At 35.5% G+C, this 16,370-nt stretch carries 17 protein-coding genes; all 17 read left to right on the top strand.

The window, feature by feature from the left end; translation table 11 throughout:
• The first annotated feature begins 76 nt into the window (after nucleotides 1-76).
• The 17 genes from AC0L6O_RS11310 (at nucleotide 77) to AC0L6O_RS11230 (ending at nucleotide 16,181) form a co-directional block, all read left to right on the top strand.
• Nucleotides 77-1,033: an MBL fold metallo-hydrolase gene (locus AC0L6O_RS11310; RefSeq protein WP_473302430.1), complete on the top strand. Its 957-nt coding sequence runs from the start codon at nucleotides 77-79 to the stop codon at nucleotides 1,031-1,033.
• Nucleotides 1,034-1,110: 77 nt separating this feature from the next.
• Nucleotides 1,111-1,716 (top strand): O-methyltransferase, encoded by a 606-nt coding sequence (locus AC0L6O_RS11305; protein ID WP_473302428.1) that lies wholly within the window; start codon nucleotides 1,111-1,113, stop codon nucleotides 1,714-1,716.
• A 32-nt stretch (nucleotides 1,717-1,748) separates the two neighbouring features.
• Nucleotides 1,749-2,621 carry a nuclear transport factor 2 family protein gene (locus tag AC0L6O_RS11300; RefSeq protein ID WP_473302427.1) on the top strand — a complete coding sequence of 291 codons (873 nt, stop codon included), beginning with the start codon at nucleotides 1,749-1,751 and terminating at the stop codon, nucleotides 2,619-2,621.
• Nucleotides 2,622-2,717: 96 nt separating this feature from the next.
• Nucleotides 2,718-4,103, top strand: a complete 1,386-nt coding sequence (locus AC0L6O_RS11295; RefSeq protein WP_473302426.1) for an alkyl sulfatase dimerization domain-containing protein — start codon at nucleotides 2,718-2,720, stop codon at nucleotides 4,101-4,103.
• A 158-nt stretch (nucleotides 4,104-4,261) separates the two neighbouring features.
• Nucleotides 4,262-4,459, top strand: a complete 198-nt coding sequence (locus AC0L6O_RS11290) for a hypothetical protein (RefSeq protein ID WP_473302424.1) — start codon at nucleotides 4,262-4,264, stop codon at nucleotides 4,457-4,459.
• Nucleotide 4,460: 1 nt separating this feature from the next.
• Nucleotides 4,461-5,090 (top strand): ferric reductase-like transmembrane domain-containing protein, encoded by a 630-nt coding sequence (locus AC0L6O_RS11285; protein WP_473302422.1) that lies wholly within the window; start codon nucleotides 4,461-4,463, stop codon nucleotides 5,088-5,090.
• Nucleotides 5,091-5,172: 82 nt separating this feature from the next.
• Nucleotides 5,173-6,129 (top strand): L-histidine N(alpha)-methyltransferase, encoded by a 957-nt coding sequence (locus tag AC0L6O_RS11280; protein WP_473302420.1) that lies wholly within the window; start codon nucleotides 5,173-5,175, stop codon nucleotides 6,127-6,129.
• A 10-nt stretch (nucleotides 6,130-6,139) separates the two neighbouring features.
• Nucleotides 6,140-7,000, top strand: coding sequence for an SDR family oxidoreductase (locus AC0L6O_RS11275; RefSeq protein WP_473302419.1), 861 nt, complete (start codon nucleotides 6,140-6,142; stop codon nucleotides 6,998-7,000).
• Between the two features lie 12 nt (nucleotides 7,001-7,012).
• Entirely contained in the window at nucleotides 7,013-7,741 is a 729-nt protein-coding gene (locus AC0L6O_RS11270; RefSeq protein ID WP_473302417.1) for an SIP domain-containing protein, read from the top strand.
• 96 nt (nucleotides 7,742-7,837) lie between these two features.
• Nucleotides 7,838-8,356: an NUDIX hydrolase gene (locus AC0L6O_RS11265; RefSeq protein ID WP_473302416.1), complete on the top strand. Its 519-nt coding sequence runs from the start codon at nucleotides 7,838-7,840 to the stop codon at nucleotides 8,354-8,356.
• Between the two features lie 359 nt (nucleotides 8,357-8,715).
• Nucleotides 8,716-9,081 carry a hypothetical protein gene (locus AC0L6O_RS11260; RefSeq protein WP_473302415.1) on the top strand — a complete coding sequence of 122 codons (366 nt, stop codon included), beginning with the start codon at nucleotides 8,716-8,718 and terminating at the stop codon, nucleotides 9,079-9,081.
• Between the two features lie 204 nt (nucleotides 9,082-9,285).
• On the top strand, nucleotides 9,286-10,395 hold the full coding sequence (locus AC0L6O_RS11255) for a sialidase family protein (protein WP_473302414.1): 1,110 nt from the start codon (nucleotides 9,286-9,288) through the stop codon (nucleotides 10,393-10,395).
• Between the two features lie 43 nt (nucleotides 10,396-10,438).
• Nucleotides 10,439-10,966 carry a phosphoribosyltransferase family protein gene (locus AC0L6O_RS11250; RefSeq protein WP_473302413.1) on the top strand — a complete coding sequence of 176 codons (528 nt, stop codon included), beginning with the start codon at nucleotides 10,439-10,441 and terminating at the stop codon, nucleotides 10,964-10,966.
• Nucleotides 10,967-11,399: 433 nt separating this feature from the next.
• Nucleotides 11,400-13,109 carry an AMP-binding protein gene (locus AC0L6O_RS11245; protein ID WP_473302412.1) on the top strand — a complete coding sequence of 570 codons (1,710 nt, stop codon included), beginning with the start codon at nucleotides 11,400-11,402 and terminating at the stop codon, nucleotides 13,107-13,109.
• A 16-nt stretch (nucleotides 13,110-13,125) separates the two neighbouring features.
• Complete coding sequence (locus AC0L6O_RS11240; protein WP_473302411.1) at nucleotides 13,126-14,250, top strand: cytochrome P450; 1,125 nt, start codon at nucleotides 13,126-13,128, stop codon at nucleotides 14,248-14,250.
• Between the two features lie 6 nt (nucleotides 14,251-14,256).
• Nucleotides 14,257-14,505, top strand: coding sequence for an acyl carrier protein (locus AC0L6O_RS11235; protein ID WP_473302410.1), 249 nt, complete (start codon nucleotides 14,257-14,259; stop codon nucleotides 14,503-14,505).
• Nucleotides 14,502-16,181 (top strand): carbamoyltransferase family protein, encoded by a 1,680-nt coding sequence (locus AC0L6O_RS11230; RefSeq protein WP_473302409.1) that lies wholly within the window; start codon nucleotides 14,502-14,504, stop codon nucleotides 16,179-16,181. The genes AC0L6O_RS11235 and AC0L6O_RS11230 overlap by 4 nt, the downstream gene beginning before the upstream one ends.
• The last annotated feature ends 189 nt before the right edge of the window (nucleotides 16,182-16,370 follow it).

The raw sequence follows: 16,370 nt of genomic DNA, 5'->3' as shown, positions 1-16,370 counted from the left end.
TTTTTACATTCATTTTGATAAGCTAAGCCGTTTTGTGTTTTTCCACCTTTGCATTGTAATAAAAAACACGAAACAAATGAAATATTTAAAATTAAGTTTATTGGCCATCTTAACACTGGCTATCGCAATTACATCATGTTCTAATGATGATGATACCATTTCACCATTAACCGTTGATTTTGGAGAGGCACCTTCTAGCTCATTGATTACAACAGGAGTTGTAAATGTTATCACAGAAAACACCGTAAGGTATCACACGTTTGATTTTGCAGCAGCACCATATACTGTTACCATAGTAGAAACCGAAGACAATGCGATAGTGGTAGACCTAGGACCTGCACCAGCTTTTGCAGCTGAACTAAAAACTTACTTTGACGCCATTAACAAGCCTGGAGCAGTAATTATCACGCATAACCATGGCGACCATTATGGAGGTGCTGGTAGTTTTACTAATTTAGATTTTTACGCTGAAAGTACCGTGGCAGAACAATTAAACAATACCGCAGACTTTACGAGCATGTATCCTAATACTGTTATTGGAGTTACAGGCTCTAAAGAAATAGGAGACCTCACGTTTACTTTTGGCAAAGTATCAAAAGCCGAAACTGGCGAAAATGGGTACTTCTACAATGAAGAGCACAAAGTCCTTTTTTCTGGCGATTTGATTTACAACCTTACACATCAATACCTTAGAGAATATACGCCAAAGGACTCTGAAGATGAGTTAACAAATTGGATTGCAGGATTAAATGTTCTAAAAACTAATTTCTCAGACTACAATCACCTATTCGTTGGTCATAATGGCTCTCGTTCAGATGTTGGAACAGTAATCGATGAAAATATCGCTTATCTAGAAACAGCACAAGCTATTATTAAGGGAACCAAAACTATCTCTGGAGGTGAAAAAGCCTCAACTCAACAGCAGGTAGTGGATGAGCTTCTAATGTTATATCCAAACTATAAGGAAGGTGGCCTATTGTTATCACTTCCTGATGCATTTTTCCCTGGCGATACAGGAGCAGATTGGTTTTAATACTTCAATAAGATTGAAAGAAGGAATATCGACTTCGTCGGTATTCCTTCCTTAAGTAAAACTAAATAGCTAAAGCAATGATAACAAGTACAATAAACGAACTATTTAATGATGCTAAACATGATGGACTTAAAATCATGAAAGGCTTCGCAAAAAGCATTCTAAGACCCATTAATCCCACCGATTTTAAAGATGCTTACCTATCAATCTCTAAGGAACAAGGGAAAGATTTAGTACAGCTAATAAGAAATAATAATCTTAAGAATGTTGTCGAGTTCGGTACCTCTTTTGGTATTTCAACATTGTTTTTAGCTCAAGGTATGCGTGAAACTAAAGGAAAAATTATCACCACAGAATTAATTAAATCCAAAGCAAAAAAAGCAATTGAACACTTTAAAAAAGCTGGAGTAAACGACCTTATTGAAGTCAGAATTGGTGATGCAACGGACACATTAAAGAACTTCAATGAACCCGTAGACCTATTGTTATTAGATGGCTGGAAAGACCTTTATTTACCTATATTCCAAATGCTTGAAGGTAATTTCCATGCTAAAACACTTATTTATGTAGACAATGCAGATATGGGAGAAGCTAAAGACTTTTTAGCTACTGTAGCCCAAAATGAGAAATATCAATTAGAGTCTCAATATCAGGGCAAAGTGGTATTGATTAGTGTGCTGTAACTATTCGCCAAAATTAGAAATCTCAAACCAAGATGATGATACAAAAAACAAACCTAAACTACCTAGCCTATTTCATAGGTTTTGCTTGCATAATAGGAATGACAAGTTGCTCCAAGAAAGTTGTTTACAAAGCTCCTACCGCACTTTCAAATGATTATATCTCTAGTCTTCCATATGAAAAGCAATTGGCTTATAGATTTGTAACAGCACCTAAAATTGAAAGCCTTGAAGCTGACACGCTTTTAAGCAATACATTTTATAGTAGAGACCAAAACTGGGGCGGCGAAAAAGAAACTTATTTAAAAAGAAGGAATTCGGATTTAAGCTTTTCTCAGATAGAACCCATCAGAATTCTACAAGACGACTCTTTAGTGGCTATTCATAGTCGAATGATTGGAGATACCTTACGTTTTAGATGGGATATTATGCTCATTGAGCAAAAGCAAATTCAAAAACATTGGAGTAATTTCAATGACTCATTGGGTGTAAACCCCGATAATCATTCAGAAATAGACGGACCTACCATTCCAAGTCAATTGGAAAAAACAGCCGACAATCGTGCTCTCATTACAAGATTTATAGACCAATGCATGATAAGAGAAGATGGTGGTGCTTCCAAGTTTTTCAACTTCGGGCTTTACATTCAGCATAATAGAGATGTGGGTGATGGCGTAAGCGGATTGCTATGGGGGATGTTAAAAATGAAACGAAAAGGCGAAGTCATAAAGTTTAAAAATAACTATCATGTAATTGCAGAGGGTAACCTAGTACTCAGTGCTACAGAAGGTTATGTGGCAGATAAAAAAGTTGCTTTTTATGACCTTTTTCGTATTGAAAAAAACAAGATTGTAGAACATTGGGATATCATAGCACCTGTAAAAACATTTTTAAACACTCCAGAATAAGGAAGACCTAAGAGTAACTTGAACTGAATTAATTGAAAAGGACTAAAAGTGAAAACGATGAAAATAAATCAACTGTCAAAGAGAATTATTCGTAATATGAATAGATTTCAAAGCATTAAATTATTTACTGTGTTTGTAATAGGATTTACCTTTTTGCAAGCATGCCAAAATACGACTGAAACGAGCAATTTTAAGGAGCAAGAACATCCTAACATCACAAAATTAAAAGGGCAATCTGCTGAATTCACCCCCGAAATAATTCAACTAAACGAAAGCGTCTACGTAGCCGTAGGATATGACGGGTCAAATGCCTCTATGGTTGTAGGAGAAGATGGAGTGGTAATTATTGACGCACTTCGAGCTCTAGGTGCTGCAGAAAAAGTGGCTGAAGAATTCCAGAAAATAAGTAGCAAACCCGTAAAAGCAATAATATACACACACGGACATGAAGACCATACTGGTGGTGCTTCTGCTTTTGTTGGTTATAACAAAAACGTTAAAGTCATAGCTAGAGAAGGCTTTAAAGAGGAATTACAAGAACACTCGCCAGTAGAACCTATATTAAAACGAAGAAACGGAAGGCAGTTTGGACGAGATTTACCAGCAGAAGATGTCATTAATAGAGGTGTTGGTCCGGGTAACACATCCGCCGATAGAGTTGGCGAAGGCTACATTGAACCAAACATTTTGTTTAAAGATGTTAAGACTCTACGTCTTGCTGGCATAGATTTCGAACTTCATGCAGCTAATGGAGAAACCAATGATGAGCTATTTGTATGGATTCCTAGTTTAAAAACACTATTCACTGGAGATAACTATTACAAATCATTTCCGAACCTTTATGCAATTAGAGGTTCACAGTATAGAGATGTGAAAGCTTGGGGCGAATCAATACAAAAAATGAGCACCTACCCTGTTGAGTTCCTTGTTCCTGGTCATACCAGACCACTTACAGGACAAGCACTTGTTCATCGTAATCTCAAGAACTACTCAACTGCGATATTAAGCGTCTATCAACAAACTATTGACGCTATGAACAAAGGATATACACTCCAACAAACCGTTGATGAGGTTAAATTGGCCGATTCACTCATTAATCAGCCCAATTTACAAGAGTTTTATGGTTCAGTTCCTTGGGGAGTTCGTTCTGTATTCTTGCACTATGTTGGTTGGTTCGATGGAAACCCTACAAACCTCTCCCCTCTCTCTTCTATACAGGAATCAAAACATATGATTGCACTTGCTGGAGGTGAAGCTAAAATCTATGAGCAAATGAAAACGGCTTTAGACAAAGGCGATTATCAATGGGGATTACAATTGTCAGACTATTTACTCCAATCAGACTTTGAAAAACAAAAAGTCATTGAGACTAAGATAAAATTATTGAGAGCTCTGGCTGCACAGCAAATCAATGCTCCGGCTAGAAATTATTATTTGTCTTACGCATATGAACTGGAAAATAAACAAAAGGAAGAACTTTAGCGACCTAGTGAACAGCATGATATAACCTTGAAAGTGATTTATTTAAAAGCTTCGATGCTTTGGATATGTAAACATAGGTCTCAGATTAACCATTTTAAGCATCACATTTACCTTTCAGAGATTGAATATTGTGAACAAATTTGTAAATAAAAGAAATTATGAGCCTAGTATCCATTTGCCCTACATGCGGCAGCAAGTCAAAAGTAAAAGATAATAATGGAGAGCTTTCATATGAAGCTATTCAAGATGATGAAGCCTTAAAAAAAGTAGGTCAACTCAAAAAAGCAATGGAAAAATTCAAGGCTAAAGCCGAAGCCCTTGAGAAGGAATTAGAAACATTAAAAGGAAGTAAATAATATGAGTTTTATCAAAAGAAATTATGGTTGGATGATTGTCGCCATATTAGCCATACTCCCTTTAGCAGTGATTTTTAATATGATAGATATTAACTTCACTAATGGTTTTTCTATTTCTCTAATAGATGGTGCAGGAAGTGAGGGTAAAGACACTTTAGAAATGTTATATCATGTTTCGGGAGAGTTTGCCATTCGATGGATGACCGCGGTGCTAACCTGCACCCCATTTTTTATTCTCTTTGGTGTTACCAATCTTTTTGTAAGGCAAGCCATGGGAATTGCAACGGCTGTATGGAGCATATTACACTTTATCATTTTTATTTGGGCAGAAGGTTTTCAGGAAACCTTTACTCAATTTAACTACATAGCTGGCTTTGTTGCTGTTTTAATATTGATTCCACTCCTTTTTACTTCGAACAGGAAATCGATGAAGTGGCTTAAATCAAAATGGAAAAAGCTGCAAAGTCTGGCTTATGGAGCCATTTTCTTAAGCATATTACATGTAGCTATTTTAGAAAAGACATGGATAATATATGCTGTAATAGTGGGCGTGGGTTTTGTGATTAGAATACCTACCATAAAAAGCTACTTCATTAAAAATCGTAAAAAGAGAAGAACAATCCCTGCTTAAGGAAATAGGTATTAGCAAATAGTATAAGACTAAAAATCTTTGATTTTGGGAGCTACTTGCCGCAGAAGAATAGTAAAATAAGATGACAGAAGCATTTAAAAAGGACGTAGAAGCGGGCTTAGACGCTAAGCCAAAAACGCTCCCTTCAAAATATTTTTATGATAAAAAAGGTGACGCTCTTTTTGTAGAAATAATGAATTTACCAGAATATTATCTGACTCCCTGCGAGATGGATATTTTTCAAAATAAAACCCAAGAATTAATTAATGAATTAGGTTTAAAACCTGAATCCTATTTTGAGCTAATAGAATTAGGTGCGGGTGATGGCACTAAGACTAAAGAGTTACTTCGCTCTTTAGATTCTCAAAATTATTCCTTCGACTATTTCCCTATCGATATCTCTTCAAATGCTTTAGAATTATTAGAGAAAGACCTGAGTCAGGAATTGCCAAACGTAGCTGTACAAACTAAACAAGGTGATTATTTCACAGTTTTGGCTTCATTAAAAGTGAGCAAAAAGCCTAAAATCATTTTGTTTCTTGGTTCCAATATAGGAAACATGACCGACGATTTAGCCGCAGAATTCATTTACAATTTAGGGGCAAACCTCCAAGCCGGAGATAGGTTATTATTAGGCGTAGATTTGATAAAATCAAAAGAAATTGTTCTTCCTGCCTACAATGACCCTAATGGTATTACCGCAAAATTCAATCATAATTTGTTGAATAGAATTAATAATGAATTAGAAGGTAATTTCAACCTAAACGACTTTGAACACCGACCAGAGTATGATGAAAAAGAAGGCATAGCCAAGAGTTTCATAGTGAGCACAAGCAATCAAACGGTAGAGATTAAAAGCATAGGAAAATCTTATCATTTTATTAAAGGAGAAAAAATTCATACTGAAATTTCCAGAAAATATAATGATGAACTTATTGAAAAAATTATTGAAAATACGGATTTTATAATTCAAAGCAAGATACTAGATAACAAAGGCTATTTTGCCGATTATATACTCGCAAAAAAGAACCAAATCTAAATAAAAGACAATGAAAATAGCAGTAACATCAGCAAGCGGACAATTAGGTGCCGCCATTGTAAAAGCATTAATAAAGGAAATTGGAAAAGAAAATGTAATAGCCATAGCCCGCACCACCTCAAAAGCCGAACACCTAGGTGTAGAAGTTAGAAAAGGCGATTATACCAAACCTGAGGATTTTGAAATTGCTCTTAAGGGTGTAGACAAAGTCTTATTGGTTTCGGGCATGGATGAGCCAAAGAAAAGAATTCAACAGCACAGAAATGTCATAGACGCTGCCCTGAACAATGGTGTAAAAAAGATAGTGTACACCAGTATTGTAGGTGATGAAGAAAATACAGCTTTTAGTCCCGTAGTACAATCTAACCGCCAGACAGAAAAAGATGTCATAAACTCAGGTCTTGACTATGTGATTGGCCGCAACGGCATATACATTGAACCAGATTTAGAGTATATAGACACCTACGTAAAAGACGGAGAAATTAGGAACTGTGCCGCTGACGGAAAGTGTGGCTACACCAGCAGAGAAGAGTTAGGTTTTGCATATGCCAAAATGTTAACAGAAGATGCCCATAACGGAAACACTTACAACCTAGTAGGCGAAGCCATCACACAAACGCAATTGGCAGATTATATAAATCAGGTTTATAAAACAAGCCTCAAATACACTTCTGTCTCTGTTGAGGAATATAAAAAAGAACGTCAAGCTGCTTTAGGCGATTTTATTGGAACCATCATAGCCGGTATATATGAGGGCATTAAAAATGGTGTAAATGATGTGCCTTCTGACTTTGAAAAAGCAACAGGAAGACCACATAATTCGCCACTATCCATGATAGAGAACTATTTACAAGAACACCCACAAAACTAGTTTAATTTACCAGTGAGCATACTAGAAAAAATCCTAAAATCAGTAGTTTTAGACGAGGCTACTATTACAGAAAAAGTTGTACTTTCAGCGTCTGTTTTTAAAATTCGACTGCAATGTGATAGCATTAGAAAAACCAATTTCATACCTGGTTCTTTCTTAAGAATGGGGATTGGCATAGGCAAAGACGATGTGGCTATGAAAGACAAAATAAGAAGCTACAGCATATGGGACATAAATAAGTCAGAAGGCTTTTTAGATGTAGCCATAGCCACGCACAGTAATGGAATTGGCTCAGAATGGGTTAAGGCATGTAAAGTCGGCGACGCTGTTTATTTTAAAAACAAAAAAGGAAATTTCTTGGCAGACGACACTGCCGACAGCTATATCATGGTGGGCGACCTTTCAGCCCTTTCGCATCTATACATGATTAACCGTAATATAGGAAAGGATAAACAAGTAGCCAGTATAATTTACAGCCAGCAAAAGAGTGAACTATTCCCTGATATTGACGGGAGTTCTCCTTTTGATTTTTATGAATTAGAACAAAATCCAAGTGATGAAATCATTGCCAAGATAAAAGAAATCGTACCTACGCTAAAAGGGAAAAAGATGGTTTACATTGCTGGTGACAGCAGACTGTGTGTGGCTTTAAACCAATTTTTCAGGAAAGAACTAAACTGGGAAACTAAGCAGATTAAAACAAAACCTTTTTGGAATCCGGAAAAGAAAGGACTGGAATGATAGTACCTTCAAAACTGCAATTTTAAATGAAAACTAAAGCATAATGCTTTTCATATATATTAGTCTAGTTTTGCAAAAAAAATAGAGACTTTCTCAATGCAAATTTTAAAAACGCATTATCATCCTGAAGTAAAAACTTTAGATAATAAATCAATATTCACACGACTAGCCACTAGAAGTATAGCCATTTCAGGTAGTTCCATTTTACTTCTTTATACCGAAAGGTATGAAGACTACAGCCTTCCTGGTGGTGGCCTAGATATTGGCGAAGATAAAATCACTGGAATGATGCGTGAGCTTAGTGAAGAAACAGGAGCTGTAGACATCAAAAACATAAAACCCTTTGGAGCTTACGAAGAGTACAGACCTTGGTATAAGCCAGAATATGACATCCAACACATGATTTCTTATTGCTACACCTGCGAGGTAAATAAAGAACTTGGTATTTCCAGAATGGAGTCTTACGAGACTAAAAACGGCATGAAGGCTGTTTGGACCAATATTCATGAAGCTATAGAGCATAACATAAAGACTATGGCCACCAGCGAAAAAAAAGGAATGTCTATTGAGCGGGAAACATTTCTATTAAAACTTATTGCAGAGAGTAAACTTTAGAAAACCCCAAACATCTCTACTTTAGCATAAACAACTGATTATCTTCAACTTAAACCCACCCAATATAGCTTCATAGAATCTATTGATAGTGATATGTGGGTCACGCTATCTCTGTAGTGTCTAATATTTTCTTTAAAATAGAAATCCATATCTAGCTCTCAATTCTTTTTCCAGCATCAAAAAAACCTTAGATTGCTGTGTTGTCAAGCGAAAAATGCCTTAAAACTGACTATATACCATAGTTGACCACTATTTATTGAATGAACATTTTCCCAACCAAAAAGCGGAAATTTAAGTTAAACCAAGATCAAGAAGATACACTTCATCTATTGATTCGGAGAACGGAGAAATCCGAAAATATGACCTCTAATTATACTGATAAATCATTTCGCGGAATGGTAGAAGGAAATAAATTCAAAATAATTTCTTCCGAGGTAGTTAAGGGTCCTTTTTGCGTAATGACTGGGGAAATAAATGCCGAAACCGGATTTGTAAAAGTTGAAATCAATAGTGTTTTTAGAACTTTATTAGGAATCGTTTTTTGTTTTCCCTTAATCGGAATGTCTATTTTACTAACACAATCTGTTCCACTTCAGGTGGTTCTAATTGCTTTAATAACTCTATTCATAAGATATGTCCTAATAGGTCTTGCTTTTAGGTTTTTATCAGAGGAAAGTTTGGGAACACTAAAAGATGTTTTGGATTTAGAATGGCAAAAGAATTGACTTGTAGCGTAAAGCCGGCTCTTCAGAAAACTTCGCTTTAGCCGCAGAATTACCGACCAAACAATAGCATTTCTCCTCATTAGCTATTCAGAACTAAGTACCCATATTTTTTCCAACATCAAAAAACTATTAGCTTAGTTGCGGCTATTAATTAGCATTATATCAAACCCACTCCTAAAAGTGGTTTGCAACAGACCATAACCTATGAAAACATTATTACTTACATTTTTTTCCGCAATAGCCTTAGTTGCCTATCCACAATCCGAAAAAGTAAAAGGACGCCCTGAGTTTAAGGAATTATTTACTGCAAACATACCTGCCAGAATATCCTGTTATAGAATACCTGCCCTTATTACTGCAGAAAATGGTGATTTGATTGCCGCCATTGACCAAAGGGTACCTTCATGTGGCGACCTAAAATGGAGCAATGACATTAATATAGTTATGCGTCGAAGTACCGACAATGGCGACACCTGGTCAGAAATTGAAACTATTGTTGATTATCCTTTAGGAAAATCAGCATCAGACCCATCCATGATACTTGATAAAGTCACTGGAGCTATTTTGCTATTCTTTAACTTCATGGATTTAGATAATGAAAAAGATGTCTATTATTTGAAAGTGACAAAAAGCACTGATAATGGTAAAACATGGAGTAAACCAATTGATATAACTTCACAAATATCAAAACCTGAATGGCACCATGACTTCAAATTCATCACATCAGGACGAGGTATACAAACTAAAACTGGCAAACTATTACACACCATTGTTAATTTAGAAAAAGGTCTTCATGTTTTTGGAAGTGATGACCATGGTGAAAGTTGGTATTTGATTGACACTCCTATTTTACCGGGAGATGAGTCCAAAATAGTAGAACTCATGGATGGTAGCTGGATGATAAATAGTCGAATAAATGGAAAGGGAATCCGATTCATTCATACCTCAACCGACGAAGGAGCTACATGGCTTTCTATACCCGATTCTTCACTCACAGACCCCGGTTGTAATGCCAGTATTATTCGATATCCATCAAAAGATGGTCAAAACATTTTACTCTTTTCAAATGCTAATTCAACCAAAGAACGTAACAATTTAACCATAAGATTAAGCTATGACGAAGGGAAAAACTGGACAAATGGAAAAACCATTTATGCAGGAAGTTCTGCCTATTCATCCATGACTGTCTTATCTAATGGCGACATAGGTTTGTTCTTTGAAAAAGATAATTATCAAAAAAATGTATTCGTCCGTCTCACATTAGAATGGTTAACTGATAGTGATAATAAATTGACTTTACCTTCGCTTGATTAAAGTTTAAAGAAAGCACATCTATTCAAATCAGACTATCAAAAAAATGGAATACCAATACTACAATCAGTTTATCAATAAAGAAACAAAAGGCAGGTATGACGTCACTCCTATCTTTGAAAATCCTGAGGTATTTTCAAATTTACTAAAAGACCTCTTAGAGCCTTTCAATGGTATTACCTTTGAAAAAATAGCTGGACTTGATGCTCTAGGTTTTATTATTGGAGCAGCTCTAGCTCAAAAGAAAAGCCTTGGGTTAATTTGCATTAGAAAAGGTGGAAAACTCCCTGGAATTAATAATACCGTTCTTAATTCATCGTCATTTTCTGATTATACAAACACCCAAAAATCGCTTGAAATAAATAAATCTTCCATAAAAAAAGGAGACAAAATACTTCTGGTTGACGAATGGGTTGAAACTGGCACTCAAATGAAAGCCGCAGTGAGCCTAATTGAAACATTAGGTGGGGAGGTTATTGGAATATCTTCCCTTTGTTCTCACAGAAATAAAAAAACTGAAATTCTATTTAAGAAATATAACCTTAAAGCAATAGAGGTAATTGACGAAAGGTAACGGATACCCCTCCTCTTTCACCCGTCTTTTTACTCTGCCCTCTATAGCTCCTATAAAAAATGCTAGATGTCACATTGTAATAAATATTTAAAAAAAAATGTTTTGCTTATCAATACATTTAGTAAAACTCTATTTTAAACTAGTCTTTAAGCAAACATCCGTAAAGATTATCAAGGAAAAAACCTCATTGAAATTCCAAGCATTTTATAAAAATAGAAGAAAGGCTAATTTGTATTAATAACATGTAGCTAAAATGGTTGAAAGGATGTACACTCCTTAATTCCGCATCAATATTTATTTTCAAATTTATTGATTAGTATTTCCTAATATACTGAGCAGTATACAGTTTACCGTTCTTGCTAAAAAAAGTCTTCTTTATTCAAAAAAAACGTTTTAAAACCTATTACTTTGTGGTTTCCGCAAAGAAATTAAAATGAATCTGATTGGTCCTGATACAAATCTAGCCAAAGTAGTTAGAGACAACCTTCTGAAATCTGCAGCAAGGGCTACGATAACTTATTTACCTAAAGGCGAGATAAATAAAGCGGTTTCAATGTCAGGAGGTGAGCTACATAAAATTGTTTGCGATAAAGCATATACAATTCTGCAAACGACATCCTTTTTACAAGAGAAAGAGCGGCCAATTATTCTTGCAATGGCTCCTGGTTTAGAATTTATCACTACCCTTTTTGCTTGCATTTATGCAGGAGTAACAACAGTAGTTGTACCAGTATCAAAAAGCCGAATTGCCCTCAAAAGATTAAAAGGAATTATTCATGATTGCGGTGCCACCAACATATTAACTGATCATATTGGAGACAGTGTCTTTAATACCCTTACTCACTCAGATAACCACAGCCTAAGTATTCATAATCTCTTCTTGAAAAATAAGATTGAATATCCAGCCATTAAAGAAGATAAACTTCATGGCTTTTCGAAAGACTACTCAGAAAATACCTTTATTCAATATACATCAGGATCTTCTAAGAGCCCTAAAGGAGTTGTTTTAAATGATTACAACATCCTTCATAATTGTTTCTTAGTGGCTGATTTATGGGGACTAAATGAAAACACTATACAAGCAAGCTGGTTGCCACATTATCATGATATGGGATTGATGTCAATTCTTTATCCTATTCTAAATGGTGGTCGTTTGATATTCATGTCTCCAATTTCTTTCCTTAAAAAACCCATTAGATGGCTTCAAATGATTTCTGCCTTTAAAGCTACATCAAGTGGGGCTCCCCCTTTTGCATTCAATCTGTGTTTAGCTGAAAAAAATGAAGAGGAATTGAAAAATTTGGATCTTTCCACTTGGAAGACTAGTTTTTGCGGTGCAGAAACGGTTTTCAGAAAAGTCCTTGACGATTTTAAAGTAAAATTCAAAGTATTTGGTTTGGTCCCTCATGCTGTATTTTCCTGTTATGGTATGGCCGAAATCGCCTTGTTTGTGGGAGGGCAGCCAGAGAATAATTCTAATGAAATAGAGAGTGAGGCTAAAGGGCTGGTAGCTCCATGCTTTCTTTCTAAAAGATCTTCTAATTCAATTCGTATTGTAGACCCCTCAACCCTAAAGTTGCTTGAAGACGGAAAAAAGGGAGAGATATGGCTGCAATCTGACTCATTGAGTAAGGGATACATACTAAATAAAGGCTCTTTACCATTAGATGTTAATTCCACTGAATTTTCTTATTTGCATAGTGATTTAACAGGAAAGTGGTTCCGAACTGGTGATTTAGGAATAAAAATTAATCACCATCTTTATGTACACGGCCGTTTGAAAGATACCATAATAGTAAATGGTATTAATATTTCTGCATCAGACATCGAATGGTATGCAGGGGAGGTTCATCCAGAATTAAATGGTTTAGCTGCTGCTGCATTTAGAAGTACAATTAATAAAGAAGGTAGAGCCCGCTTACTTATAGAGATAAAAAAGTCTAAAGTGAAAGATGTGGACTTTCATGAGATAGAAAATGTAATTCGATCTAGAATACGATATCATTTTTCTGTAGACTTAGATGAGATTTTAATCTTAAAACGAGGTTGTTTGGAACGTACAACTAGTGGTAAAGTAAGACGAATGGAAATAGCAAAAAACTTCGAGAAGTTGCATTACAAATCTTCTATTTTAAATAATTGAAACAGGAAAACCTACAATGAAGAGAGTCCATATTATTGAAGAGATAGATTTAGCCAAAGAGGTATTCACAAGTACTGATGTGATTTCTGAGGGTGCATCTATGGAGTCCTATATTAACGAGGTTCAATTGAAATGCAACATTGACTTGAGTAATCTATCATGTGTAGTTCGTAATTTCCCTTTCTTTATGGAAGGAAATAGGCACACCATTATTCGACAAAAAGTCCTGAAACACATAGGAACGAATGCGAAACTAGCTTCTTGGGAGCCCTTTATTGATAAGTCACTAAATGAAGCATTAGACAACATAAAGTCTAAAAAGCAGATTGATTTATTAGCCGATTTTGTTAATCCTTTTTTGCAAAAAACTACGTGTACCCTTTTAGGTATACTTACAAAAGATCCAATTAAATTTGACAAGTGTACAAATTTGGCGGAAGAGTTGCTTAACCCATTATTACCTATTAGAACGCTAAAAAAAATGGATAGTGCTTTTACCGAATTCTTGGAAGAGGTACTTTCAAAAGAGCCTGCAAAAGAAATAGATGGTAATATTCCTTTATTAACCGCCTTACTAAAAGAACCTATTGAAGGATTTTCAAGAAAAGACATTACAGCACTGGTTCTGGTAATCTACGCAGGGACTATAGCTCTTAGACATACATTAGCTAATATTATTTTTCGCATTTTAACCAGTACCAAGACTATAAAACAAGCTGCTGCTCGTAGCGAGTGGGTACACGCTAATCTAGATTACCTCATCCGTGAATCAGTCGCGGTCAAAAAGGTATCAAGATTATCCAAAGAGCCTTTCACTCTAGGTAGTTTGAATATCAAAAAGAATGACAAACTTATCATAGACTTACAAGCAGTACATCATGGAACTAGTGGTCAATGCCCACTCCATAAAAATATCAATTTGAAAAATGAAAACCTTAAAGATAATTCACATTTGCCTTTTGGAAGAGGTAGCCATTTTTGTTTAGGAGTCAATTATTCAAAAATCATTCTTGAGAAAATCATTCCAATACTTTTTAAAGAATATCCAAATTTAGCACTTCAAAGTGTCCTTCCAGACCTATTTGAGCACTCTCAAATGTTATCCGTAAAGACATTGCATTGTCATTTAGGAGACTATTAAATTAATATGAAAATAGACTACAATTATCTCATCGACTTTCTTTCTAAGAAAATCTCATCTCATTCAAATACCCCTTTAGCTTCACTAAGTCCAGATATTTCAATGGAAAATATCGGTTTAAGCTCATTAGATGTCGTGATTATTTCGGGAGAAATAGAAGATGAATTTGAGGTTGAAATAGAACCTTCGGTAATTTTCGAAAGTAAAACTATCAATGATGTTGCCCATAAATTACTTAAGTTAATTAATGAATGAAAGATTGTTATTTAGGACTTTCTACATCTGGCCATGATCCAGCTCTTGCTTTAGTTGATCAATCTGGGAATGTAATTTTTGCAGAGGCTACGGAACGCCATGTTCAACTAAAAAGAGCTTGGGGTATTTCTCCAGATCACCCAGATCACTTAAGGAGCCTATCGAAGTTAATAGATAGAAAAACTAATATTCAAATTTCTAGGACTTGGATGGCTGCGAAAAGTTTACCGGGAAAAGATGCTCATGAAAATTCACTTTTCCCGCCTACAGACTTCAATTGGTTATATAAGCATCAGAATAGAGCTTTTGATGATGCCGGAATTCATGTAGCTCAATTCCAGGGAAAGGATATCAATAAAATAAATGACTTTGACCATCATTTATGCCATGCCGTGAATGCTTCTTACAATGCCCCTTTTGATTCAGGGCTTTGCATTGTAATTGATGGGGAAGGAGAAGTAGGAAGTTTGAGCATTTTTTTACTAAAAAATAGAGAACTTAAAAGAATCGGAAGAGCATGGGGCCCGGGAAGTTTTGGAAGTTATTACAGCTGGTTAACTCAACTTTGTGGTTTTGACTGGCGTTTAGGAGAGGAGTGGAAAGTCATGGGATTAGCGGCTTTTGGATGTCCAAATGAAGAGATTGTGACATTGTTTAAAAAAACAATTCAAATAAAATCTGGAAAACCTTATCCTCCTTCGCAGCTTACGCTACATGAACTAACGCTGGCTGCTAAAAAGTTTATGAGACTCCCAGGAGAAGATATAATGAAAGCCGCTGACCTTGCAGCAAGCGGCCAAGCGGTTTATGCTTTTTGGATAGATGAAATTCTCAAATACTGTCAAAAGTATGAACAGGAAAACTTAATTCTCAGCGGTGGTTGTGCACTAAACTCTTCATATAATGGAACTATCAAACATCGTTTCCAATACAAAAATATTTTTGTACCATCAGCTCCAGCAGATGATGGTAATGCTTTAGGCAGTGCTTTACTATCATGGATGAAGGATAGCCAGACTCAAAAAATACCAAGCTCAAACGGCACTCCCTATCTAGGAACAAATATTAATAATAATAAACTTGAGAAAAAAATATCCCATATCGCTAAATACGGCGGTTTCTCTAAAATAACAGATATAGGTAATAAATCTGCAAGTATGGTGGCTAAAATGCTATCAGAAGGTAAGATAATCGGTGTTATTCGGGGAAGGGCAGAATTTGGTCCTAGAGCATTAGGAAATCGTTCTATTCTTGCTGATCCAAGAAGCCCTCAAATAAAAGAAATAATAAACGAAAGGGTTAAAGGTCGAGAAGCCTATAGACCTTTTGCTCCAATAGTGCCTGACAATCGTGTAAGTGATTATTTCCTCAATGACCAACCTTCTCCATATATGTCCTTTACACTACCTTGGAAAGGAAAAATGCTTAATCAAATCCCTGGAGTAGTTCATAAAGATGGAACTGGTCGTCTTCAAACTGTAAACTCTAGTTCTAACCCTTGGTTAAACGACCTTTTACTAGAATTTGAAAAAATCACTAACACACCAATCCTTCTAAATACTAGCTTTAATGTAATGGGAAAGCCCATAGTACACTCTATTGAAGATGCAATGGCAGTATTAGTAACCACTGGCCTAGATGCAGTTTTAATAGAAAATGTTTTAATAGAGAAGTAGCCCCATTCATGTCATTTACCTCAATTAAATTCATATTCATTTTCCTCCCAATTGTCTTATCATGCTACATATACATCAATAAAAAGCATCCAAATTTTGAGGTCTATTTTCTTCTCTTGGTATCTCTTTTTTATTGTGCCTATATCGATATAATTGCAGCTAGTATCTTATGTTTCTCTATTTTCGTCA

This window comes from Arcticibacterium sp. GJ41-1 (assembly GCF_055808875.1).
This window is presented reverse-complemented; position numbering and strand designations above follow the sequence as displayed.

Coding starts and splice junctions, on each gene's coding strand:
- AC0L6O_RS11310 (WP_473302430.1), top strand. CDS start 77: ATGAAATATTTAAAATTAAGTTTATTGGCCATCTTAACACTGGCTATC.
- AC0L6O_RS11305 (WP_473302428.1), top strand. CDS start 1,111: ATGATAACAAGTACAATAAACGAACTATTTAATGATGCTAAACATGAT.
- AC0L6O_RS11300 (WP_473302427.1), top strand. CDS start 1,749: ATGATGATACAAAAAACAAACCTAAACTACCTAGCCTATTTCATAGGT.
- AC0L6O_RS11295 (WP_473302426.1), top strand. CDS start 2,718: ATGAATAGATTTCAAAGCATTAAATTATTTACTGTGTTTGTAATAGGA.
- AC0L6O_RS11290 (WP_473302424.1), top strand. CDS start 4,262: ATGAGCCTAGTATCCATTTGCCCTACATGCGGCAGCAAGTCAAAAGTA.
- AC0L6O_RS11285 (WP_473302422.1), top strand. CDS start 4,461: ATGAGTTTTATCAAAAGAAATTATGGTTGGATGATTGTCGCCATATTA.
- AC0L6O_RS11280 (WP_473302420.1), top strand. CDS start 5,173: ATGACAGAAGCATTTAAAAAGGACGTAGAAGCGGGCTTAGACGCTAAG.
- AC0L6O_RS11275 (WP_473302419.1), top strand. CDS start 6,140: ATGAAAATAGCAGTAACATCAGCAAGCGGACAATTAGGTGCCGCCATT.
- AC0L6O_RS11265 (WP_473302416.1), top strand. CDS start 7,838: ATGCAAATTTTAAAAACGCATTATCATCCTGAAGTAAAAACTTTAGAT.
- AC0L6O_RS11260 (WP_473302415.1), top strand. CDS start 8,716: ATGACCTCTAATTATACTGATAAATCATTTCGCGGAATGGTAGAAGGA.
- AC0L6O_RS11255 (WP_473302414.1), top strand. CDS start 9,286: ATGAAAACATTATTACTTACATTTTTTTCCGCAATAGCCTTAGTTGCC.
- AC0L6O_RS11250 (WP_473302413.1), top strand. CDS start 10,439: ATGGAATACCAATACTACAATCAGTTTATCAATAAAGAAACAAAAGGC.
- AC0L6O_RS11245 (WP_473302412.1), top strand. CDS start 11,400: ATGAATCTGATTGGTCCTGATACAAATCTAGCCAAAGTAGTTAGAGAC.
- AC0L6O_RS11240 (WP_473302411.1), top strand. CDS start 13,126: ATGAAGAGAGTCCATATTATTGAAGAGATAGATTTAGCCAAAGAGGTA.
- AC0L6O_RS11235 (WP_473302410.1), top strand. CDS start 14,257: ATGAAAATAGACTACAATTATCTCATCGACTTTCTTTCTAAGAAAATC.
- AC0L6O_RS11230 (WP_473302409.1), top strand. CDS start 14,502: ATGAAAGATTGTTATTTAGGACTTTCTACATCTGGCCATGATCCAGCT.